Annotated in this window: 17 protein-coding genes; 7 read left to right on the plus strand and 10 right to left on the minus strand. The window is 74.9% G+C overall.

The window, feature by feature from the left end; genetic code table 11:
• Positions 1–41: 41 nt before the first annotated feature.
• The gene (locus IO29_RS06565; RefSeq protein ID WP_030382038.1) at positions 42–884 is read left to right on the plus strand and encodes a helix-turn-helix transcriptional regulator; all 843 of its coding nucleotides are present in this window, start codon (positions 42–44) and stop codon (positions 882–884) included.
• Between the two features lie 80 nt (positions 885–964).
• Here the strand turns inward: IO29_RS06565 and IO29_RS06570 are convergent, their stop codons facing one another.
• The gene (locus IO29_RS06570) at positions 965–1,363 is read right to left on the minus strand and encodes a GNAT family N-acetyltransferase (RefSeq protein ID WP_033224589.1); all 399 of its coding nucleotides are present in this window, start codon (positions 1,361–1,363) and stop codon (positions 965–967) included.
• Positions 1,364–1,406: 43 nt separating this feature from the next.
• Positions 1,407–2,879 (minus strand): MFS transporter, encoded by a 1,473-nt coding sequence (locus tag IO29_RS06575; RefSeq protein ID WP_030379576.1) that lies wholly within the window; start codon positions 2,877–2,879, stop codon positions 1,407–1,409.
• Positions 2,880–3,138: 259 nt separating this feature from the next.
• Between IO29_RS06575 and IO29_RS06580 the strand changes: the two genes are divergently transcribed.
• Positions 3,139–4,011, plus strand: a complete 873-nt coding sequence (locus tag IO29_RS06580; protein WP_030379575.1) for a helix-turn-helix domain-containing protein — start codon at positions 3,139–3,141, stop codon at positions 4,009–4,011.
• Here the strand turns inward: IO29_RS06580 and IO29_RS06585 are convergent.
• Positions 3,993–4,865, minus strand: coding sequence for an AraC family transcriptional regulator (locus IO29_RS06585; protein ID WP_030379574.1), 873 nt, complete (start codon positions 4,863–4,865; stop codon positions 3,993–3,995). The two genes, IO29_RS06580 and IO29_RS06585, sit on opposite strands and share 19 nt — an antisense overlap.
• A 116-nt stretch (positions 4,866–4,981) precedes the next feature.
• Here IO29_RS06585 and IO29_RS06590 point away from each other — a divergent pair, with 116 nt between their 5' ends.
• Entirely contained in the window at positions 4,982–5,899 is a 918-nt protein-coding gene (locus IO29_RS06590) for an MBL fold metallo-hydrolase (RefSeq protein WP_030379573.1), read from the plus strand.
• 159 nt (positions 5,900–6,058) lie between these two features.
• On the opposite strand, the gene IO29_RS06595 is transcribed toward IO29_RS06590, so the two are convergent.
• The 7 genes from IO29_RS06595 to IO29_RS06625 form a co-directional block, all read right to left on the minus strand.
• On the minus strand, positions 6,059–8,698 hold the full coding sequence (locus IO29_RS06595; protein WP_078618251.1) for a SpoIIE family protein phosphatase: 2,640 nt from the start codon (positions 8,696–8,698) through the stop codon (positions 6,059–6,061).
• A complete protein-coding gene (locus IO29_RS06600) occupies positions 8,685–10,328 on the minus strand; it encodes a class I adenylate-forming enzyme family protein (RefSeq protein ID WP_033224587.1) in 1,644 nt (547 codons plus the stop codon). The genes IO29_RS06595 and IO29_RS06600 overlap by 14 nt, the downstream gene beginning before the upstream one ends.
• Positions 10,325–12,169, minus strand: a complete 1,845-nt coding sequence (locus IO29_RS06605; RefSeq protein WP_030379570.1) for a CoA transferase — start codon at positions 12,167–12,169, stop codon at positions 10,325–10,327. Before IO29_RS06605 ends, IO29_RS06600 begins: the two co-directional genes overlap by 4 nt.
• Positions 12,166–12,990: a class I SAM-dependent methyltransferase gene (locus IO29_RS06610; RefSeq protein ID WP_030379569.1), complete on the minus strand. Its 825-nt coding sequence runs from the start codon at positions 12,988–12,990 to the stop codon at positions 12,166–12,168. The genes IO29_RS06605 and IO29_RS06610 overlap by 4 nt, the downstream gene beginning before the upstream one ends.
• Before the next feature lie 88 nt (positions 12,991–13,078).
• Positions 13,079–14,659 carry a class I adenylate-forming enzyme family protein gene (locus tag IO29_RS06615; protein WP_030379568.1) on the minus strand — a complete coding sequence of 527 codons (1,581 nt, stop codon included), beginning with the start codon at positions 14,657–14,659 and terminating at the stop codon, positions 13,079–13,081.
• Between the two features lies 1 nt (position 14,660).
• Complete coding sequence (locus IO29_RS06620) at positions 14,661–16,052, minus strand: protoporphyrinogen/coproporphyrinogen oxidase (RefSeq protein ID WP_030379567.1); 1,392 nt, start codon at positions 16,050–16,052, stop codon at positions 14,661–14,663.
• Positions 16,049–17,047, minus strand: coding sequence for a UbiA family prenyltransferase (locus IO29_RS06625; protein ID WP_078618250.1), 999 nt, complete (start codon positions 17,045–17,047; stop codon positions 16,049–16,051). Before IO29_RS06625 ends, IO29_RS06620 begins: the two co-directional genes overlap by 4 nt.
• A gap of 527 nt (positions 17,048–17,574) precedes the next feature.
• On the opposite strand from IO29_RS06625, the gene IO29_RS06630 reads away from it, so the two are divergent.
• The 4 genes from IO29_RS06630 to IO29_RS06645 all read left to right on the plus strand — a co-directional run bounded on the left by IO29_RS06630 (position 17,575) and on the right by IO29_RS06645 (position 21,727).
• Positions 17,575–18,111 carry an EF-hand domain-containing protein gene (locus IO29_RS06630; RefSeq protein WP_030379565.1) on the plus strand — a complete coding sequence of 179 codons (537 nt, stop codon included), beginning with the start codon at positions 17,575–17,577 and terminating at the stop codon, positions 18,109–18,111.
• 185 nt (positions 18,112–18,296) lie between these two features.
• Complete coding sequence (locus IO29_RS39310) at positions 18,297–19,211, plus strand: EF-hand domain-containing protein (RefSeq protein ID WP_234307496.1); 915 nt, start codon at positions 18,297–18,299, stop codon at positions 19,209–19,211.
• Between the two features lie 168 nt (positions 19,212–19,379).
• On the plus strand, positions 19,380–20,585 hold the full coding sequence (locus tag IO29_RS06640) for a DegT/DnrJ/EryC1/StrS family aminotransferase (RefSeq protein ID WP_030379563.1): 1,206 nt from the start codon (positions 19,380–19,382) through the stop codon (positions 20,583–20,585).
• Positions 20,582–21,727: a DegT/DnrJ/EryC1/StrS family aminotransferase gene (locus tag IO29_RS06645; RefSeq protein WP_030379562.1), complete on the plus strand. Its 1,146-nt coding sequence runs from the start codon at positions 20,582–20,584 to the stop codon at positions 21,725–21,727. The genes IO29_RS06640 and IO29_RS06645 overlap by 4 nt, the downstream gene beginning before the upstream one ends.
• Positions 21,728–21,750 lie beyond the last annotated feature (23 nt).

Below are 21,750 nucleotides of genomic sequence, written 5' to 3' on the forward strand. Positions count from 1 at the left end.
TCCCTGGATGGCATCGCCCGCCCGGAGGGACCATGGACGGCATGGAACGTGAGCAGCTCGCCGACTTCCTGCGCCGCCGCCGGGAGGCGATCCGCCCGGCCGAGGTGGGGATCACCGACGGCCCGCGCCGCCGTACCGCCGGTCTGCGCCGGGAGGAGGTGGCCATGCTGGCCGGGATGTCGGTGGACTACGTCGTACGGCTCGAACAGGGCCGCAGCAGTCAGCCCTCGCCGCAGCTGCTGGGCGCGCTGGCCCGGGCGCTGCGGCTCTCCGACGACGAGCGCGCGCACCTGTTCCATCTGGCCGGGCACCCGCCGCCGCCCGCCGAGGGGGTGGCCCGGATGGCCCGCGCCGGGCTGATCCGCATGCTCGACCTGCTCGGCGACACGCCGGCGCTGGTCATGTCCGACCTGGGCGAGATCCTCGCCCAGAACCGGATGTCGGTACTGGTGGCCGGCGACCGCACGGGGCTCACCGGAGACCGGCGCTACCTCGCGTACCGCTGGTTCACCGAGCCCGCCGAGCGGACGGGCCGGCCGCCCGGGGAGCGCGCGCACCACGCCCGCCGGCTCGTGGCCGACCTGCGCGCGGCGGCCGGCCGGCGCGCCGGCGACCCGGCGGTGGCCGGACTCGTCGCCCGGCTGCGCGCGGCGAGCCCCGAGTTCCGCGAACTGTGGGAGGCCCACGAGGTGGCGGTACGCCGCGCCGACCGCAAAACCCTGCTGCAACCGAGGGTGGGCCCCCTCCTGATGGACTGCGAGACCCTGATCACCCCGGACCAGAACCAGCAACTCCTGGTCCTCACCCCGGCGGACGCCGAAACCCGCGAACGCCTGGAGCTGCTGCGCGTCCTGGGCGTGGAGGAGTTCCCGACGAGGTCCTGAACGGGGCGCGGGGCGGTGCCGATGGGCGGCTCCACCGCGTGGGCGCGAGAAGGCCCGGGCAACCGCTCCGGCCCGCCGGCTCACAAAGCGATCAACCCCGCCGCCGTCTCCCCGAAGCCGCAGGCATCGAGGTAGAACCCCCGCAGGGGCTCCTCGAAGTCGACGTGCAGCCACTCGCACCCGGCCGCCCGCGCCCGCTCCGCCGCGACGGCGACGAGCCCCGCCCCGACCCCCGCCCCCCGATGCCCCCGGCCGACCACCGTGTCCAGGAGGAACGCGTGGGATCCCCCGTCCCAGACCACGTTGACGAACCCGATCAGTGATCCGTCCCGCCGCGCACAGACCCAGCCGAGGCTGTGGCGCGCGAGCCGGCCACGCCAGTCGGTGTCGTCGACGGCGTGCCCGAAACCCTCGGCATGGAGCGCGTTGAGGGAGGCGTTGTCGAACGCGCCCCGCCACTCGTACTGAACGACTGTCACGCCGATGAGCGTAAGCCACGCTCGCCCCTGGCCGGGCGCCGATTCAACCGCGCGGCAGCAGCGCGCGGGAGAGCGCCGCGGTGGCGAGCAGCAGCGCCGCCACGGCGAGCAGCCCCACCCGCATGCCCGGCAGGGAGAACGTGCCCCCGGAACCGGCCACCAGGCTGCCGAAGAGGGCGACGGCGAGGGCACCGCCGGTCTGGCGCAGGGAGTTGAGCAGCCCCGACGCGGTCCCCGCCCGCTCGCCCGGGACGGCGTCCATCAGCAGCGCGGTGAGCACGGGCACCACCACCGCCCCGCCGATGCTCAGCGGCAGCAGCAGGACCAGTACGAGCCACACCGGGGTGTGCGCCGCCAGCGGCAGCATGGTCAGCATCGCCCCGGCGAAGACCAGTTGCCCGGTCACGAGCACCGGCCGCCGCCCGTACCGCTCCGCCAGCCGCGGCGAGAGGAGGTTGCTCGCGGTCACCACCACCGACATGGGCACGAACATCAGCCCGGCCGCGGTCCCCGACATCCCGCGCAACTGCTGGTAGTACAGCCCGAGGACGAAGATCCCGCCGTAGAAGGCCGCGTTGAGCGCGAACCCGACGACGAGCGGCACGGACACCCGGCGGTCGGCCAGCATGCCCAGCGGCACCATCGGCCGGCGGTGCCGGGCCTCCACCGTACGGAAGGCGACGGCGGAGACGACGGCGAGCGCGGCGGCGCCCAGCACGGGCGCGCTGGTCCAGCCCAGGTGGCCGCCCTCGATCACGGCGAACGCCAGTCCCGCGAGGGCGAGTACGGCGGTGAGCTGGCCGCCGGGGTCCAGGGCCGAGGGCCGGGACGGGGAGCGCGGCACCCGGGCCAGCAGGCCGAGGATCACCACGCCGACCGGGAGGTTGAGGAGGAAGACCGCCCGCCAGCCGGCCGCGTCGGTGAGCAGGCCGCCGAGCACCGGGCCCGCGGCCATGGCCACCGAACCGCCGACCGTCCACACCGCGAGGGCGCGGGCACGGGCCCGGGGGTCGTCGTAGGCCTGGCGGATCAGGGCGAGGGAGGCCGGCATGACGACGGCGGCCGCGGCGCCCTGTGCCACGCGCGCGGCGACCAGCGCGCCGATGCCGGGCGCGAGGGCGCAGCCGAGGGAGGCGAGGGTGAACAGGGCGACGCCCCAGGTGTACGCGCGACGGGCGCCGGCCCGGTCGGCGAGGGCGCCGGCGGAGAGCATCAGGGCCGCGAACATCAGGGTGTACGCGTCCACCACCCACTGGAGTCCGGCCATGCCGCCGTGCAGGGAGTCCCCGATCGCGGGGAGGGCGATGTTGACGGCCGAGACGTCGATGGTGATGACCGTGAAGCCGAGCAGCGAGGCGAGGAGGCCCGCTCCCCGGCCGTGACCGCCGGGCGAACGGTCCGGGGGCCGTTCCCGTGGTTCGGGCCCCGGGGGCGGGGCCTCGTCCCCGGCGGGCGTGGCGGCGGGCGGGGGCACGGCCGGGGAGTGGGTGGGTACGGAGGGCGGGGTGGACGGCATGGTGGCTCCTCTGGCGGCCGGTCGGCGGGTACGGACGTGCGTGCGGTGCACGGTTGCGGGAGCGGCGGGCGGCCTCGGACCGCCGGGGACGCGGTCCGGTGTCGCGCACCCCCTGGGCCCCGGCGGCCGGGCCGCCCGCTCCGGGGTCAACTCTGCGCTCCCGCGCCGCCGTCCGGCAGACCGCGCCGTTCCCGGGGTGCCGCGTTCCTGGCCCTGACACGGCCCCCCACGCACCTCTCCCGCCTGCGACAATGGCCGGATGGCAGCAGTGGACGCGCGGGGCACCGAGCTCGGCAGATATCTGAAGGCCCGCAGGGCACAGGTGCGCCCGGAGGACGTCGGGCTCCCGGCCGGGGCGGGACTGCGCCGGACGCCGGGGCTGCGCCGGGAGGAGCTGGCCGCGCTGGCCGGGGTCAGCGTCGACTACTACATCCGGCTGGAGCGCGGCCGGGAGACCAACCCCTCCCCCGCCGTCGTGGACGCCCTCGGCCGCGCCCTGCGGCTGCGCGGCGACGGCTACGAGCGGCTGCACGAGCTCGCGGAGCTGGCCTCCGGACGGGCCGGGGAGCTGCCCGCCTCCGCGGACCACACCGTGCGCGACTCGGTGCTGCGGATGCTGGAGTCGGTGCGCCCGCTGCCCGGGTACGTGGTGAGCCGCTACAACCGGGTGCTGGCCGCGAACCCGCCCGGCCGGCGGCTGCTGCCGGGGCTGTGGGACTGGCCGGAGGAGCAGCGCAACATCACCCGCTACCTCTTCCTCCACCCGGTCGGCCGCACGCTCTACGAGCCGTGGGAGGACACGGTGGCCTCCTCGGTGGCGCATCTGCGGGCGGTCGCGGGAGCCGATCCGGACAACCCCGAGCTGACCGCGCTGGTCGGCGAACTCACCGTGAAGTCACCGGACTTCGCGCGGCTGTGGGAGCGGTACGACGTCTGTGAGCGCGGCGGCGGGCAGAAGTGCTTCCGGCATCCGCAGGTCGGCGCGATGACGCTCACCTTCGAGGTGATGCGACTGGCCCGGACGGGCGGCCAGCGGATGGTGGTCTACCAGGCGGTGCCGGACACGCCGGACGAGCGGGCCATGCTCCGCCTGGACCCCGCGGACGCGCGGGACTACGCGGAGGCGCGGTAGTGGCCCGGGGTGCTGCCGAAGTGGCGTTTGAAGGCGTGTGAGAAGGCGAAGGGCGAGCCGTAGCCGACCTGCCGTGCGACGGCGGCGAGGGGCTGGTCGCCCGACCGGAGCAGCCGGGCCGCGCTGGTCATCCGCCACCAGGTGAGGTAGGTCATGGGCGGCTGCCCGGTGAGCGCGGTGAAGCGCCGGGCCAGGGTCGCGCGCGAGAGGCCGACGCGGGCGGCCAGTTCCTCCAGCCGCCAGGGGGCGGCGGGGTCGGTGTGCAGCGCCTCGAGGACCGCCGCGACCTCCCGGTCGCGCAGGGCGCGCGGCCAGCCGCCGTCCGGATGGTCGTCGAACCAGGCGCGCGCCATGTAGACGAGCAGCAGGTCGAGGAGACCGGAGACGACGGCGTCCCGGCCCGCCCGGCCGCCGCTCACCTCGCTCGCGAGCAGGTCGACGGCCGCGCGCAGCCCGGGGTGGCGGCCGGGCCCCGCGGGCAGATGGACGACGTCGGGGAGCGCGGCGAGCAGGGGGTGGCCGCGGGTGTGGTCGAGGCGGTACTTGCCGCACAGGAACTCGGTACGGCCGTCCGGGTCGGCCACCGCCCCGTCGAGCGGGACCGCGCCCTCGGCCCGGGGCGCGTGCGAAAGGACATGGGCGCTGCCGTGCGGGACCAGGACGACGTCCCCGGTGCCCAGGGGCGCGGGTTCGGCACCCTCGGCGAGCAGCCAGCCGGTGCCGCGCAGCAGGACGTGGAAGCCGGCGCCCTCGTAGCGGTCGAACCGGTAGCTCCAGGGCGGGTCCACCCGGAGCCGGCTGGAGGAGGGCCGGCCGGTGCGCATGGTGGTGATCACGTCGCTGAGTACGTCCACGCTTCCACCGTAGCGGAGGGGCGCGAGCACCGGAACGGGCAGCGGTGAGACGCTCGCGCAACGAGGTGATTCATTCACGCATGGATCGGCTCACCGGGGTGTCCTAGCGTGGCCGTATGCAACGTTTCCTTCTCGGCGAGGTCGAGGTCACCAAGGTGGTCGAGTGGCAGGGCGAGATCGCGCCCGCCCGGTTCATGGTCCCGGACAGTCCGCCCGAGATCTGGCGGGACAACGCGTCCTGGCTGGCGCCGGACCACTGGCGGCCGGAGACCGACGCGTACCACGGTTCCGTCCAGACCTGGGTGCTGCGCAGCGAGGGCAGGGTGATCCTCGTCGACACGGGCGCGGGCAACGACCGGACCCGGCCGCAGGTGCCGCTCTTCGACCATCTGCGGACGGACTTCCTGGACCGGCTGGCGGAGGCCGGTGTCCGGCCCGAGGACGTGGACGTCGTGATCAACACGCATGTCCACTACGACCATGTCGGCTGGAACACCCGGCTGGTCGACGGCGCCTGGGTGCCGACGTTCCCGAACGCCACGTATCTCATCCCGAAGACCGACCAGGTGTACTTCGACCCGCGCAACGCCCACCGCCGCCCCGTGCCCCGGGACGAGTACGAGCAACGGCGGCGCGAGGGCAGCCACTTGGTGTACGCGGACAGCATCACGCCGGTCCTGGACCGTGCCGTGCTGTGGGAGGGCGGGCACCGTGTCGACGCCCATCTCACCCTGGAGCCCGCGCCGGGACACACCCCGGGCTCCTCGGTCGTGCGGCTGTCCTCCGGCGGCGACCGCGCCGTGTTCGTCGGCGACATGCTGCACAGCCCCGTACAGATCCTCGAACCGGAGTACAACAGCTGCTTCTGCGAGGACCCCCGGGCGGCGGCCGCGACCCGCCGCGCTGTACTCGAACGCGCCGCCGACCGACACGAACTCGTCGTCCCCGCCCACTTCGCGGGACCCGGCGCGGCCGAAGTCCGCCGCGACGGCACCCGCTTCGCGATCAGCGGCTGGGCCCCCGACGGCAACTGACGCCCGGCCGGCCGACGGCGCGGGGCGCGCCGCGGGGGGGGCAATGCGCTTGAGTGGGTGTCATCCCCCCCACCGCGGCCGCACCGTAGCGACCGCCGGCCCTGTCGGCTGCTGACGGCCGTCCGGCCCGGTGAGGACGCCGCCCGCCTCCCGGGGAGGTCAGGGCGGCGTCACCCGTAGCGCCAGCAAGGCGATGTCGTCCGTGCTGTCGGCACCCAGACCCAGGAGCAGTTCGTCGCAGAAGACGTCGAGCGGTTCACGGGCGAGGGACGCGGTGCACTGGCGCAGCCGGGTCATGGCGTCGTCGAGGGACTCGCCGCGCCGTTCGATGAGGCCGTCGGTGTACAGCAGCAGCGTCGAGTGCGGCGGCAGCGTCTCGCGGCCGGTGGGACGGGGCAGTCCGGGGTCCATGCCGATCAGCACGCCCGCGCCGGCGTCGAGGAACCGGGTGTCGCCCTCCTCTGTCGTCAGCAGCGGCGGCAGGTGACCGGCGGTCGCGTAGCGCAGGCTCGCGGTGCCGTCCGCCGAGGGGTCCCCGTTGAGCACGCCGTAGATGCAGGTGGCGGTCGCCTGCCGGTACAGGGTCTGGCTGGCGAGGTCGAGACGGCGCAGTACCTCTCCGGGCGGCTCCTGGCGGTCGACGGCCACGCCGCGCAGCATGTTGCGCAGGGCGCTCATGGCGACGGCGGCCTTCAGGTCGTGCCCGGTGACGTCGCCGATGACCAGGACGGGGTCGCCGTCGGGCAGCACGAAGGAGTCGTACCAGTCACCGCCGACGTGGGCGGTGGCGGAGGACGGCGCGTAGCGGGCGGCCAGTCGCAGGTGTCCGAGGTCGGGAAGCTCGGGCAGCAGGGAGCGCTGGAGGCGTTCGGCGATCTGCCGGGTCTCCTGGTAGAGGCGGGCGTTGTCCACGCCGAGCGCGAGTCCGCCGGCCACGTCCGTGAGGAGCGGCAGGTCCTCCTCGGTGAACGGGCGATCGCCCCCGGTGCGGGCGACGGTGAGGGCGCCGAGCACCTCACGGCGGGCCCGCAGCGGTGCGATGACGGCGCTGTGCGCGCCCAGCTGCGCGAACAGCTCCAGTTGCCGGGCGTCCAGCGCGCTGGCGGCCCGGCCGGGCGGCGGGATCTCGGTGAGCAGCAGCGGGCCCGCGCCGCGCAGCGCCCGGGGCAGGGGGCCCTGCGCGGTCTCGGACACCGGTGGGAGCCTGCCCTCGTACGCGGCGGGCGGCAGCGCGGCGGCACCGCGGTGGACGACGCACACCCGGTCCACCTGGTCGCGCTCGTCGAGGAGGTCCACCGCGCACCAGTCGGCGAACCGTCCGACCAGGATCTCCCCCACCCGGCGCAGCCGTTCGTGCAGGTCGGGGGTGGCCGCGAGGGCGCTGTGGGCGTCCGCGAGCAGGGCGAGGCGCTGTAGCGCGGTGCGGGCGACGGGACCCCGGTGCTCCCCCACCGGCTCCCCGGCACCCGGTTCCGTCCGCCTCGGCTCCGGCTCGGGCGCGGGCCGGTGCCCGTCGCCCTCGTCGTACGCCGGCTCCAGGGTGCTGCTCCTGGGGATGAGCTGGGCGACGAACACGGTACGGCCGTCGGCCGCCTCCTGGGTCTGGATGAAGAGCCGTACGGGGACCAGCCGGCCGTCGCTGTGCAGGGCCGGGAGTGGTACGGAGCGGCCGAGGATGCGGGGCTCGCCGGTGCGCAGCAGGGCGGTGAAGGCCCGCACATGCCGGTCGCGCAGGTGTTCGGGGATGAGAGTGGTGAGGCGCTGTCCGACGAGGTCGTCGGGGTGCCGGCCCAGGAGGTCGGCGGCCGGTCCGTTGGCCGCGACGATGCGGTCGGCGTCGTCGGCGGCGATCGTCGGGACCCGGCTGCCCATGACCTGGCCGACGTCCCAGGGGGACAGCTCCGAGGGCCGGGCGCTGGGCTCCCGGGGGACCAGGGTCCAGGCCTCGGGGAGGCCGCCGGCGAGCTGGCCGGTGATCTCGTCGAGCAGCCAGCGGTGGAAGGCGCGCAGGTGCGGCAGGGCGGGCCGGCTGAGCAGGCGTTCCCGGCGTGCGGCGGTCTCGGCCAGGTCGAGCACCCGGCGCAGGGTGTGCACGGCCGGCGCGGCCTCGGGCGGGATGCCGAGGAGGAGGGTGCGGATGTCCGTGCCCGGGTACCGGCCCTCGGCCGCGGCCGCGACAGACGCGCTGATCATGTTGTTGGCGTCCTGGGCGGTGGCCAGGTCCCGGGGCGCCACGCCGTACCGGTCGCCGGTGGCGGCGGCGAGCGCGAGTTCGCGCAGGAGGGCGCGGCGGTGCGCCTGCGAGGCGGAGTAGAGCGCGAACGGCAGATCGACCAGGGTGACGGTGCCGTCCGGCCCGGAGGCCGGTACGGAGAAGCCGGCGGCGGGCGACACCGGCGCACTCCCCTCGGGCAGCAGTTCGAACCAGACCGTCTTGCGCTCCTCGTCGGTCTCCACGCCGTGGCGGGTGGTCAGCTGTTCGACGAGGGCGAGGCCCCAGCCGGTGGCCGTGTAGGGGTGTTGCTGCTGGGACACCAGGTACCGGTCCGGCCGCCGGTCGGCGACCCGCACCTGGACGGTTCCGCCGGTGGTGCGCACGTCGACGTCGGCCTCGGTGCGCGCGTGCAGCACGACGTTGGTCACCAGCTCGCCGGTCAGCAGTTCGGCGGTCCGGGCCGGTTCCGGCGCCACCCCCGCCGCACCCGCCAGCGCGGCCCGCACGAACCGCCGGGCCTGCGTGGCGCTCTCGGGCCGGGGCGGAAAACGCCGTGCCCGGTGCCGGTCGTCAGGGGTGCTCATGTCCCCCAGTGTGCGGCACACCGGAACGGGCGGCTCCGGTCACGGCGAGCCGGGCGAGGGTGGGGCGGCAGATCTTGCCGGTGGGGCCGAGCGGCATCTCGGGCACCCGCAGCAGCAGTTCGGGCAGTTTGCGGCGCTCCAGTCCGCACGCCCCCTCCAGGAAGCCGGTGAGGTCTGCCAGGGTGACCGGGGGCACGCCCGGCGGCTCCCGCACGCAGGCGCACAGGCGTTCGCCCAGTTCGTCGTCGGGTACGCCGACGCAGGCGGCCTCGGCGACCGAGGGATGGGCGGCGAGCGCCTGTTCGACCTCGGCGGGGCTGATGTTGTACCCGCCGCGTACGACGATCTGCTTGAGGCGGCCGAGCACATGCAGCCTGCCGTGCGCGTCGAGGCGGCCCCGGTCGCCGGTGCGGACCCAGCCGTCCGGGGTGCGGTAGCGTGCGTCGAGGTCGGGCGCCGCCACGTAGCAGAGCGGGGTCATGGGGCCCCGGGCGTGGATCTCGCCGGTGCCGGCGGCGACGCGGATGTCGGTGACGGCGGGGTCGGGCAGTCCGGTGCCGGTCTCCGGGGCCAGGCCGGTGGCGGCGGTGTGGCAGTTGACGCCGTCGGAGGAGCCGTAGACGGTGACGACCGGCCGCCCGAAGCGGCGCGCGCAGAGCTCCGCCGTGGCCCCGGGGAGGGCGGCGCCGCTGGAGACGAGGGCCCGCAGCCCGCTCAGGTCCTCACCGGGCGCCGGGGGCTGTTCGGCGAGCCGGCGCAGCATGGTGGGGACGCCGAAGACGTGCGTCGGGCGGTGCGCGGTGAGCATCCGCAGCGCCTCCCCCGGGTCGAACGCGTCCTGGACGAGCAGGGTGGCCCCCAGGGCGGCCACCGTCACGGAGGTGCCCAGTGAGCCGAAGGAGGAGGCGAGCGGGACGAGGACGAGGTTGCGCATGCCGTCCGCGTCGCCGCCGGCCAGGGCGCGCAGATAGTTGGCGCGGCCGCCGGCCATCGCGTTGTGGGAGTAGGCGACCATCTTCGGTTCCGCCTCGGAGCCGGACGAGACGAGGATGCGCGCGGGCGCCTCGGCGTCCACCGGCCGCGGCCGGAACGGCTCGCGCGACGGGGCGGTGAGACAGACGCCCGCCGGGTGGTCCGGCTCGCCCCAGGTGAACACCGCCTCCAGGTGCGGCAGGCGCGCGTCCGGCACGGCGTCCCGGGCGTCCTCGACGATCACCGCACGGGCCCGGGAGCGGGCCAGGAGGCTCGCGGGGCCCCGGCTGCCGTGCCCGGGCGGGTAGGGCAGGGCGACGGCGCCGAGCGCCGCGACGGCCAGTTCCGCGGCCACCGCGCGGCGCCCGTTGGGCACGCGGACGGCGATGACGTCCCGCGCGCCGAGCCCGCGCTCGGCCAGCCGGGCGGCGAGGTGGCGCACGTCGGCGTCCAGGCGCGCGTAGTCCAGGGTGCCCTCCGTGTCGACGACGGCCGTACGGGTGGGGTGGGCGCGGACGTGGGCGGCGAAGAGGGAGTAGAGGTCACGGTCCGGGCAGTGGCCGCGTACGACCCAGGAGCGGCGCAGCGCGGCGGGCACCAGGTCGCGGATCTGCACACCGGCGGACGAGGTCCACACGGAGGCCGGCACACGGGTCATGCGAACTCCCAGGGGGCGCGGGGGAAGGCGTACGCGCCGGTGCCGAGCGCGGGCGCGAGGCGCGGGTCGCGGGCGAGGGCGGCGAGGTCGGTGCAGACGGGCATCGCCGTGACGCCGTGTCTCGTCAGCATGGGCAGCAGGTCGGCGCCGGGCAGGGTGCGGGCGCGGGCGGCCGGGTCCGTGGTGGGTCCGGCGCCCAGTGCGCGGGCGACGCGCTCGGGGTGGGCGCGGGCCTCGGGGCCCAGCCACAGGTGGCCGTCGCCGGTGGCCAGCGGCCGGTCGTACGGGCCCCAGCGGGTGCGCCGCTCCCCGCGCGGGACGAGCAGGGAGGCGGAGTACAGCGAGGAGTCCGCGCGCCGCCCCTCTCCGGTGCGCGCCCGCTCCAGCAGCGCCGCGAGCACGGCCTGGGCGCAGAGCAGTCCGCCGAGGACGTCGGTGAGGGTCATCAGCGACGGCGCGGGCGGTTCGTCGGCGGGCCGGAGGGCGGCGGCGAGACCACTGTGGGCCTGGACGAGGTAGTCGGTGCCGAGCGGGGGGCGGGGGCCGAGGGTGTCGCCCCAGCCGGAGGCCCACGCGTACACCAGCGCGGGCCGTGCGCGGCACAGGTCGTCGGCGTCCAGGCGGAGCCGGGCCGCCTTGCCGGGGGCCCAGTTGTGCAGGAAGACGTCGGCGTCGCGGACGAGGTCGCGGACCTCCGCGCGGCCCGCGGCCGTGGTGATGTCGCACTCCACGACGGTCTTGCCCGCGTTGAGGGCGGCGAACCTGGCCGAACAGCCGTCCGCCATGGGCGGGATGCCCCGCATGGGGTCGCCGCCGGGGGGTTCGACGCGGATCACCTCCGCGCCGAGCAGGCGCAGGATGTGGCCGGCGAGGGGGCCCTGGACGCGGCGGGTCGATTCGACGATGCGAAGGCCGGTGAGGGGCGGGGTGGGGTGCGATGGGGTGGGCCGGGGGGTGCCGGCGTGTCCCGGGAGCGGGGTGAGTGTCCACGGGGGTACGTCGGTGGGGGGTGCGGGGTGCTCCCGTACGGGCAGGAGGCTGGCGCCGGATGCGGTGGCGGCTGCGTGGAGTTCGGGGTACGGGGTGCGGTGGACGGCCTCCGCGAGGGCGGTCGGGAGGGGATTGACCGCGGTGCCGAAGCGGGTCTGGAAGGGGCGCCAGCCGTTCTTCACGGCTTCCGGTGGGGCACCGAGCCGTCGCCAGAAGCCGATCCAGGGCTCGGCGTCCAGGGCTTCGAGTTCGATGCGGGTGCCGTCGGCGGAGACGAGGGCGTGGGCGTGTGGGGGGTTCTTCGCCCCCGCCGCTCCTGCCCTTCCCGTCCCCGGGGGATGCGCCCCCTGACCCCCGGGGGACGCGCTGTCGGGTGCGGGTGGGTTCGTGGCTGCTCGCGCAGTTCCCCGCGCCCCTTCCAGGGGGGCGCTCGCCGCGCGTTCCCCGCCACCCGGGCTACCGGGCGCCCCCTCCCCCGCCGTCGCCGCCGCCAGGTACTGGGTGACGGACATCAGCGCGGCCTGGGCGACCGACGTGCGCACCGCGCGGACGCGCGCGCCCCTCGCCCGGGCGAGCAGGGCCGCCGTCGCGCCCTGGGCGGCGAGGACGCCCGCCACCGTGGACGCGTAGTCCACGGCCAGCGGCACCGGCTCGCCGGCCGCGCGGCCGTGGACGTGCATGAGGCCGCAGGCCGCCTGGACGGCGCGTTCCTCGGACAGGGCGAGGTCCAGCGGGCCGGCCCAGTCGACGGCGCAGCCGACGGCGGCGGTGTCCCGGTCGCCGACCAGGGCGAGCAGCCGCCCGGCCACCCCTGCGGCCACGGGCGGTCCGGTGACGGCGGGGTGCGTCATCGGCCGCGGCCGCCGTCGGTCGGGGGGCGGCGGGCCCGTACCGAGTACATGACGCTGGATGAGGCCCGGAAGGAGGGGTCGCTCATCAGCGCGCGCACGCGGTCCAGTTGGGCCTCCGTCATGCCCGCCGCCAGGAGTCTGTCCCGCAGATGGTGGGTGTGGTGGAGTTGCAGCCGCAGGCCGGGCGAGTCGGCCGTGCGCAGTTCGAGGCGCGGCCTGGGGTCGATGTCGACGAGTCCGGCCGCGCGCATCGCGGCGGGGACGTGCCGGCCCCACTCGGGGTCTCCACCGCCGGCCCGCATGACGGCGCACTTCGTGGCGAGGAATGTCTCGTACAGCCGCGCCGACTCCTCGTCGGGGGTGAGCAGCGGCGGCTCGTACGACGTGTCGAACTCCTCGATCAGCAGCCGGCCGCCCGGTTTCAGGGCGCGCACCAACGTGTCCAGGACGGCGAGCCGTTCGGGTACGTGCTGGAGGACGAGGCGGGCGACGACGAGGTCGAAGGCGGCCTCCGGCAGCGGGTCGGTGACCACGTCGTGGCGCAGGACGGTCAGACCGGGACGCCGCGGGATGTGGTGCGGTTTGACGTCGGTGGCGACGACCTCGCCGTCCGGGGCGACACGGTCGGCGAGCCAGCGGGCGACGCTGCCGCCGCCGGAGCCGATCTCCAGGCAGCGCCAGCCGCGCGTGACGCCGGTCTCCGCGAGCCGGGCGAAGGTGGCGGCGTCGTAGGCGTCGGCGAGGCAGCGGTGCTGTTCGCGGCTGTGCACGCTGTCGTTGTCGAAGACGTAGCCGGGGTCCTCGACCGGGTGTGCGAGCATGCGGTGGTTTCTTCCCTTCCTCGATGCGGGTCCCTTTTCAAGAGACCTCGCTGCGGCCCTTGTCAAGAGACGTGGCTGCGGCCCTCGTTCACGTCCAGCGGCCCGAGCCGCTGGTTCCGGCCGTCCCCGTGAGCTGCCGCAGCAGTGCCGTGCGGCGGACCTTGCCGGTGTCGGTGCGCGGGACCTGCTCCCAGCTGAGGGCGACGGGGTCGGCCAGGGGCGGCAGTCCGTGCGTCGCGGTGCGCCAGCCGTCCTCGTCCAGGCGGCCGTCGGGTGTGACGACGACGGGCAGGGGCGGGCCGTCGGTGCCGGTCAGGACGACGCACTCCAGCGCCCCCGGCAGCCGTTCCTCCAGCACGTCCTCGGTTTCCAGGCAGCTCAGTGCGGGCCCGTGGTCGACCTCGCGGTCGAGCAGTTCGACGCTGCCGTCGCGCCGGACGACGCCGATGTCACCGGTGTTCCACCAGGTGCCGAGCTGTTTGGCGGACCAGCGGGCCTCCTCGCCGACATAGCCGAGGGCGCGGGCCCCGGTGCGGGCGAGGACGAGTCCGGGGCGGCCCCGGGGCACCGGCCGGAAGGTGTCCGGGTCGACCACCCGCAGCCGGGTCTTGACCGGCACCGGCCGGCCGAGGTTGCGGCTGCCGGGGCCGCGCCCCTCGTCGGTGCTCGCACGGGTGTGGAACCGGAACGTGAGCGGCCCGGTCTCGGTCTGGCCCCAGCCCTGCATCCACAGCGGGGCCCGGTGCCGGCTGGCCGTGAGGTAGGCCCGGACGGTGGGCGGGTGCACGGCGTCGTAGGTGCTGGTGAACAGGCGGGTGTCGCGGAAGGGGTTGTCCAGCCGCTCGGTGAGGGGCCGGAAGCGGACGTAGGTGGCGGGCATCGCCTCGACGACGGTGGGCGGGTGGGCGCGCAGCAACGGGTCGGCGAGGTCGGGGTCCTGGCCGGTGACGACGACGATCTTGGCGGGGGCCAGGCAGAGCGCGCTCGCGGTCCAGCAGAACGTCCGCCCGTGGGCGAAGGAGTTGGCGTTGAGCAGTGTGTCGTCGCGCCGGACGCCGATGCGGGGGTAGCGGACGCTCTCGAAGCGGGCGAGTTTGCCGATGATCGTACGGGTGGAGTGGATCACGAGTTTGGGGACGCCGGTGGTGCCGGAGGTGTGGTTGATGACGAGCGGCCGGTCGTCGCCCCGGCGGACGGGGGCCGGCGCGGGGTGGCCGCGTACGTCGTCGGGGCCGAGCGTGCCCGGTACGCCGGCGTCGGGGTCCAGGACGAGGGTGGTGGTGGCCGCGGCGGTCGGGTCGGTGTCCTCGCGGCGGGCGCGTTCGAGGACCCGGGCGGTGGTGACGAGGAGGGCCGGGGAGAGCCGGGCAAGCAGGGTGACGAGCGCCTGCCCGGACAGGCGCGCCGAGAGCTGCGCGGGGACGGCGCCGATGCGCACGGCGGCGCAGGCGAGCAGGTCGTAGTCCCAGTGGTTCTCCTTGACGATCGCCACCCGGTCGCCGGGCCGGACCCCGGCGGCGGTCAGCTGTCCGGCCGTCTCCCGTACGAGCGAGGCGAGCCCGGGCACGGTCCAGTGGGTGCCGCGGTCGGGGGCGAGGTCGAAGGGGCGGTCGAGGTGGACGGTGGTGCGGTTGCCGTGTGCGGCGCACTCGTCGAACAGGACGCCCATGTCATGCGGTTTCACGGACCTCGCTCCTCGGGGCGGGGACGGCCGGGCGGGCCGTGCGGACGGTGGTGGGGGCGGGGCGCAGCCGGCTCAGCACGCGGGAGGCGGCGAGCGCCCCGGAGCGGACGGCGGCCTCGCTCGCGGGGCGCAGCATGACCCAGTCGCCGGCGTACTCCACCGGGCGCGCGGGCCGGGCCAGGAAGCCGGCCCGGCGGCGCAGCGCCTCGGGCGTGGCCTCGGGCAGGCCGTGGGCGAAGGTGTGCACGAAGTGGCGGCGGGTTGCCTCACGGAGGCCGGGGAGGTAGCGGGTGGCGGCGTCCACGAGCCGGTCGGTGGTCTCCCGCTCGGAGGCGCCGCGCAGTTCGGGGATGCGGCGCGGGTCGGCCATGAGGGTGAGCAGGCCCTTGCCCGCGGGGGCGCGGCCGGGGTGTTTGGCGTGGTCGACGAGGATGCCGGAAAGGGTGTCGTCCTCGGCGTCCGGGGTGAGGAGCGCGTACAGGGGGGTGGGCGAGGCGGGGGCGAGCGGCCGGTCGAGCAGACAGCTCACCTTGAGGGTGGGGGTGAAGGTGCAGGCGGCCAGGTGGGCGCGTTCGTCCTCGGGGGCGGTGGCGTGCAGCCGGGCGGCCACGGGCGCGGGGACGCACAGCACGGCGGCGCGGGCGGTGACGGTGCCGTCGGGGCCGTGCAGCCGGACCCGGTCGCCCTCGGTGACGACCTCGTGGACGGGGCGGGCGGTGGCGACGTCGAGGCCGTCGGCGAGCCGGCGGGCGAGGAGGTCCATGCCGTCGTGGTAGGTGCGCCAGGTGGAGACGGGACCCACCGAGTGCATCAGGCCGATCAGGGGTGCGGCGGCGGAGCGTGCGGTGTCCCAGCCGAAGAAGCAGCCGGCGACGGGCTGGAGCAGATAGTCGTGCAGGTCCCGGTGGTAGCGGCGCGCGAACCGGGCGACGGTGCGGTCGCCGGCGGGGGTGCGCTCGGGGTGGTCGCCGTCGAAGGCGCGGCGGTGCAGTGCCGTCCAGGCGAGGAAGCGGGCGAGGTCGGCGCGGGCGCGTGGGGAGAGTCCGGCGCCGGTCAGGAGGGCGGAGGGGTCGGCGACGCCGGGGTGGGCGCGGCCGTCCCGCCAGACGCCGATGGCCCGGCCGATGCGCGGCACCTCCCGTTCGGTGACGCCCAGCCGGCCGAGGAGTTCCCAGGTGGCGCGGTAGCCGCGGGTGGGGATCTGTTCGGCGCCCTCGTCGATGACGTAGCCGTCGTGGCGGAAGGAGTGCATCCGGCCGCCCACGTACGGCCGTTCCTCGAAGACACGGACCTGGAGCCCGGCCCGCCGCAGTTCGTGCGCGGTGGTCAGGCCCGCGACACCCGCGCCGATGACGGCGACGTCGAGATCGGGGCTCATGCGACGGCCTCCGCGCCGGCCAGGAGGTTGGCGGCGATCAGCAGGAGGAACCCGACGCGGTGGGTGCGGAAGCCGATCCGGCGGGCCCGCATGATGTCTCCGGTGCGGAAGCCGACGAGGTACTGGCGGGTGCGCAGGGCGGTCACGGGCAGCATCAGCAGGACGAACCACCAGGGGGCGAGGCCGGTGGCGGAGGCGGCCGCGCCGAGCAGGAACTCGGCGGCGGACAGCGCCCCGACGAAGACGGCGTTGCCCCTCGGAGAGGTCAGCGCGGCCACGGTGGGGCGGCCCACGGCACGGTCGCCGGGGATGTCGTTGGTGTTGGAGTAGACCCCGAACATCAGCGGCCCGAAGCCGAACAGGACGGCCTGCACGAGCAGGAACCCGGAGAAGTGCCCGGCGGCGAGCCCGTAGGTGGCCATCACCATGCCGACGCCCAGTCCGCAGATGAACGCCTCCTGGAAGCCGTGGTAGCTGATCTTCAGGCCGTAGGAGTACTGCAACGACACCACGAACAGGGCGGCGAGCAGCACCAGGGTCCAGGTGGGCCGGTGCGGGGCGGCCAGGCCGGCCGCGGCCCACAGGGCGGCGCCGACGACCGCGGTGGCCAGGGCGAAGCGCAGTGCCTGGCGTACCGTCAGCGTTCCGGCGACCAGCGGTTTGCGGCGTTTGTTGCGCAGGGGGTCGTCCGGGCCGTAGTTGGCGATGTCGCTGCCGTCGCGGTAGCCGGTGACGTCGTCGAGCGCGACCATCGACATGATCACGAAGACCGAGCCGAGCAGGAACAGGCCCGAGGCCGTGAGCTCCCCGGCGGTGAGCCGACCGGAGGGCAGCAGGAGCGCCGACAGGGCCACGGCAATGGCCGGGTAGTAGTCGTAGACGTCGAGCTTGCCCAGCCGGGCGTAGGTGCGGAGCCGGCCCTCGGCGGGCGGGACGGTGGCGGCCGGGATGTCATTGAGGTCTGAATCATTGGCCGGAGAATCACCGACGCGCACATCCTTGGCCGGAGAATCACGGATATCCGAATCGTTGGCCGGGGAATCACTGATGCGGTAATCACTGGTCACAGAATTCACTCCGGGTACATGCCGTCGCGGGCTGAACGGCGTTCGCAGAATTCCGTCCGGAATGCCGACAAGCACTTTATGGCCGGGGCGGGGCGGCTTCGCACCGAGGTCCGGAAGTGTTCCTCCCAACGAGTGACGGCAGCCACCCCCCGAAGCCGTTCCCGGGGCCCCACGAGGCCGCCGCAGGGCTTGGACGATCCACCAAGACACACCAGTTGAAGAGGGAAGACGCCCGGAGGGCAAAGGTTCCCCTCTCGCACGCCCGAGCGATCTCGCACCACCCCCCGCTCACTCGTACGGGCTATCCGTCGCCGGGCGAGTTCGGCACGCGAATGCCTGGGTAATTCTGCGTTCGTACGATTCACCCCCCATGCCGCACGGCGGCGGAGGAATGGGGACGCCACGAGGAAAACGGTCCCGAATTCGCTCCCCGCCGTGCGGCGAGAAGGAGAGAGATGTCCCTCAACCCCGTCCAGAAGAAGCGGCTGGAACAGCGCTTCGACCTGTACGACACCAACGACGACGGACGCGTCGACCGCGCGGACCTCGAACGCGAGGCCCAGCGCATCGTGCGGGCCTTCGGCGAGCACGAGAGCTCGCCCCGGGCCCAGGCGCTGCTGCACGCCTACCCGCAGATGTTCGACTACCTGGTCGCGCGGGCCGGCCTCGGCGCGGGGTCGTCCATGACCAAGGAGCAGTTCGTCAACGTCGCCGGGCAAGAGATGATCCAGCACGGCGCGGCCGGCTTCGGCAGGGTGCTGCGGCCCAGCATCCGCGCCATGGTCGACCTGTGCGACACCGACGGCGACGGGCAGGTCAGCCCCGCCGAGTTCGGCAAGTGGCTCGAGGCCATCAGCGGCGACATCGACGCCGAGGAGGCCTTCCGCGCGATCGACGCCAACGGCGACGGACAGCTCACCGTCGACGAGCTGGTGACGGCGGTCGGCAACTACCACGAGGGCAAGCAGGACGCTCGCCTGCTCGGCGTCTGACCGGGACCGGAGAGCGGACGAGCCGGACGCCTCCGGGCCCCGCGGCGCGCCTCGAAGGCCGTCGTCTGCTGTGGGCCCGGGGCTGCCTGGCGGTCCTGGCGCTCGGCGAAGGGCTGCCGGGTGCCTGGGCGCTGTTCCTGCCGCGCCGCTTCTACGACGCCTTTCCGCTCCCGGGCCACCCCTGGGTGGCGCTGTTCCCGCCCTACAACGAGCATCTGGTGCGCGACTTCGGCGGTGCCGTGCTCGCGCTCGCGGTAGTGCTCGGCTGGGCCGCGTGCGTTCCGCAGCCGTGGCTGGTGCGGGGCGCGGCGGTGGGGCTGCTCGCCTTCTCCGCTCCCCATCTCGCCTACCACAGCGCGCACTTCGGCCGCTCCCACGTCACCGAGGTGCCCGCGCAGGTGGTCTCGCTCGCGCTGCCCCTCGTCCTCGCGGGGATCGCGCTGACGGCGACGGTACCGCCACGACCCCGTGCGGGCCGGCGCACGCCCGCCCGTACGGAGCTGCGCACGGTCATCCGTGCGCCTCATCGAGAAGACCGACGACGAACACCGGAAGAAAGAGGATCCACCATGTCCCCCACCGTCCAGGAAGAGCGACTCCAGCGGCGCTTCGAGCTGTGGGACCGCGACGGCGACGGCCGGATCGACCGCGGCGACTGGGAGCACGAGGCCCGCCGCATCCTCGCGTCGTTCGACGAGTCCCCCACGTCGGACAAGGGCCGGGCCCTTCTCGACGCCTACGTCGGGATGTGGAACTACCTCGCCGGCCACGCCCAGCTGGGCCCGAACGGCTCCCTCGACCGGCAGAAGTTCCAGGACCTGGCCGACCGGCAGATCCTGGCGCGGGGGCGGTCGGGGTTCGACGAGGTGGTGCGGCCCACCATCACCTCCATCCTCAACCTCTGCGACAAGGACGGTGACGGACAGGTCAGCCCCAAGGAGTTCAAGCTCTGGATCAAGGCCACCGGCGCCGACGAGTCCACCGCCGACACGGCGTTCCGGGCCATCGACGCCAACAACGACGGGCAGCTCAGCGTGGAGGAGCTGGTGCAGGCCGTGCACAAGTACCACGCGGGCGAGCTCGACGTCGCCCTGCTCTGACGGCGGCACCGCGGGCCGCGCCGGGAACGGTCCCTTCCCCGCCGGGGAGGGGGCCGTCCCCCGCCTCGCGCCGGCCCCGGCCGCGCGCCGCTCCCTGCCGCGTACCACCACCGGCCGCCCGCCGGCCCGTTCCCGTACGGACACCCCCGCCGCCGACCCCGAGGACCCATGGACTTCACCGCAGCCGGCCCCGTCACCGGCCCGGCACCGGACCGCACCCGCCCGGTGCCGTTCTTCAGTCAGGCCGCCTCGTTCGAGGACGCCTGGCCCGACATCCGCGCCCGCGTCACCGAGGTGATCGACGACGGCAAGTACTCGCACGGGCAGCAGGTCGGAAACTGGGAGGCGGCGCTCGCCGAGTGGACCGGCGCCCGCCACTGCGTGGCCGTCAACAGCGGCACCGACGCGCTCGTGCTGCTGCTGCGGGCCTGCGGGCTCGGTCCGGGCGACGAAGTGGTCGTGCCCGCGTTCAGCTTCATCGCCACCGCCTCCTCCGTCGTGCTGGCCGGGGGCCGGCCGGTCTTCGCCGACATCGACCCGGTGACGTACACGCTCGATCCCAAGTCCGCGTCGGACGCCGTCACCGGGCGGACCACGATGCTCATGCCCGTGCACCTGTTCTGTCAGCTCGCCGACATGGACGCGCTGGCCCGGGTGGCGGAGCGGCACGGGCTGACGCTGGTCGAGGACAGCGCGGAGGCGATCGGCATGCGCTGGAACGGCGTCCACGCGGGGCTGCTGGGGGCGGGCGGGGTGCTGTCCTTCTTCCCCACCAAGACACTCGGCGCGCTGGGGGACGCGGGTGCGATCCTCACCGACGACGCGCGGATCGCCGAGGCGGCCTCCGCCCTGCGCCACCACGGGCGCACGGGCCGTACGCTCGCGCACTTCCCGGGCATCTCGCGGGCCACCGAACTCAACGGCGTCAACAGCAAGATGGACGATCTCCAGGCAGCCGTCCTGCTGGGCAAGCTGCCCCGGCTCGCGGCCGCCGTCCGCCGCCGGGCCCGGCTGGCGGCGGCGTACACCGAGCGGCTGCGGGACGTACCGGGGCTGCTGCGGCTGCCGACCGTGGCCGCGCGCGAGGCGGACACCAACGCCGTGTTCTACGTCTACCTGGTGGAGGCCGAGCGGCGGGACGCGCTCGCCGCGTACCTCGCCGACCACGGCGTGGGCACCGAGACGTACTACCCGCTGCCGCTGCACCTCCAGCCGTGCTTCGCCGAACTCGGCTACAAGCAGGGGCAGTTCCCGCACGCCGAGGCCGCGTGCGCGCGTACCCTCGCGCTGCCGTTCCACCCGGACCTGACGACGGCCGACATCGACACGGTGTGCGCGCTGGTCCGCCGCTTCTTCACCGGGAGGACCGCATGACCGTGACCCGCGGGAGGACGATCCCGTTCTTCGCGCCCGATCTGTTCGAGGAGGACCGCGAGGTGCTGCTCGACCTGGTGCGGCGCACCGGTACGGTCGCCGGGCAGCGGTTCATCCTCGGCGAGCGGACCGCCGCCTTCGAGGAGGCGCTGCGCGGCACGGTGGACGGCGCCGAGGTGGTCGCCTGCTCCAGCGGCACCTCCGGGCTCGGTCTGATCCTCACCGCGATGGGGGTGGGCCCCGGGGACGAGGTGGTCGTCCCGGCCTACGGCTGCGCCCCGCTCGGCAACACGGTGGCCAACCTCGGGGCCACTCCCGTCTTCGCGGACATCGACCCGGTGACGATGGTGGTGGATCCGGCGGAGGTGGAGCGGGCGATCGGTCCGCGCACGAAGGCGGTCATGCCGGCGCACATGTTCTCGGTGATGGCCGACATGCCCCGGATGCGGGAGATCGCGCGGCGGCACGGCGTACGGCTGGTGGAGGACTCGGCGGTCGCGCAGGGCGGGGTGCTCGACGGGCGGCCGGCGGGGACGTGGGGCGAGGCGGGGGTGTTCTCCTTCGTCCAGGTGAAGACGTTCGGCACCGCGGGAGAGGGCGGTGCGGTGATCACACATGACCCCGAACTGGCGCGGGTGGTACGGGCGTTGCGCAACCACGGCCAGGAGGGGCCGCGGTTCGTGCACCAGCGGGTGGGGCTCAACAGCCGGTTCGACGAGTTGCAGGCGGCGTTCCAGCTGCACCGGCTGCCCGGGCTGCCCGCACGGCTGGAGCGCCGCGCCCGTATCGCCGCGTACTACACCGAGCGGTTCGCGCCGCTCGCGGAGCGGGGTGTCGTGCCCCCGCCGCCGGGGCGCAACGGCCGCTGCTACTACGTCTATTCGGTGCTGGCGGACGAGCGGGACGCGCTCAAGGCGCATCTGGCCGCGCACGGAGTGGCCAGTCACGTCTACTACCCGCTGCCGCTCCCCCACCAGCCGGCCTTCGCCCGCTTCGCGCCGCCGGGCCGGGAGTGGCCGCACGCGCTGGCGGCGAGCCGCCGCCAGCTGGCCCTTCCCGTCAACCCGCATCTCACGGACGCGGAGACCGAGCACATCGCCGACGCGGTGTGCGCGTTCGCGACGGGGCGGCGCGCGGCATGAGTCACGTCGTATCCCTCCGGCCG

Source organism: Streptomyces sp. NRRL F-6676 (genome assembly GCF_000725625.1).
Lineage (GTDB): Bacteria > Actinomycetota > Actinomycetes > Streptomycetales > Streptomycetaceae > Streptomyces.

Coding starts and splice junctions, on each gene's coding strand:
- IO29_RS06565 (WP_030382038.1), top strand. CDS start 42: ATGGAACGTGAGCAGCTCGCCGACTTCCTGCGCCGCCGCCGGGAGGCG.
- IO29_RS06575 (WP_030379576.1), bottom strand. CDS start 2,879: ATGCCGTCCACCCCGCCCTCCGTACCCACCCACTCCCCGGCCGTGCCC.
- IO29_RS06580 (WP_030379575.1), top strand. CDS start 3,139: ATGGCAGCAGTGGACGCGCGGGGCACCGAGCTCGGCAGATATCTGAAG.
- IO29_RS06590 (WP_030379573.1), top strand. CDS start 4,982: ATGCAACGTTTCCTTCTCGGCGAGGTCGAGGTCACCAAGGTGGTCGAG.
- IO29_RS06595 (WP_078618251.1), bottom strand. CDS start 8,698: ATGAGCACCCCTGACGACCGGCACCGGGCACGGCGTTTTCCGCCCCGG.
- IO29_RS06600 (WP_033224587.1), bottom strand. CDS start 10,328: ATGACCCGTGTGCCGGCCTCCGTGTGGACCTCGTCCGCCGGTGTGCAG.
- IO29_RS06605 (WP_030379570.1), bottom strand. CDS start 12,169: ATGACGCACCCCGCCGTCACCGGACCGCCCGTGGCCGCAGGGGTGGCC.
- IO29_RS06610 (WP_030379569.1), bottom strand. CDS start 12,990: ATGCTCGCACACCCGGTCGAGGACCCCGGCTACGTCTTCGACAACGAC.
- IO29_RS06615 (WP_030379568.1), bottom strand. CDS start 14,659: ATGGGCGTCCTGTTCGACGAGTGCGCCGCACACGGCAACCGCACCACC.
- IO29_RS06620 (WP_030379567.1), bottom strand. CDS start 16,052: ATGAGCCCCGATCTCGACGTCGCCGTCATCGGCGCGGGTGTCGCGGGC.
- IO29_RS06630 (WP_030379565.1), top strand. CDS start 17,575: ATGTCCCTCAACCCCGTCCAGAAGAAGCGGCTGGAACAGCGCTTCGAC.
- IO29_RS06640 (WP_030379563.1), top strand. CDS start 19,380: ATGGACTTCACCGCAGCCGGCCCCGTCACCGGCCCGGCACCGGACCGC.
- IO29_RS06645 (WP_030379562.1), top strand. CDS start 20,582: ATGACCGTGACCCGCGGGAGGACGATCCCGTTCTTCGCGCCCGATCTG.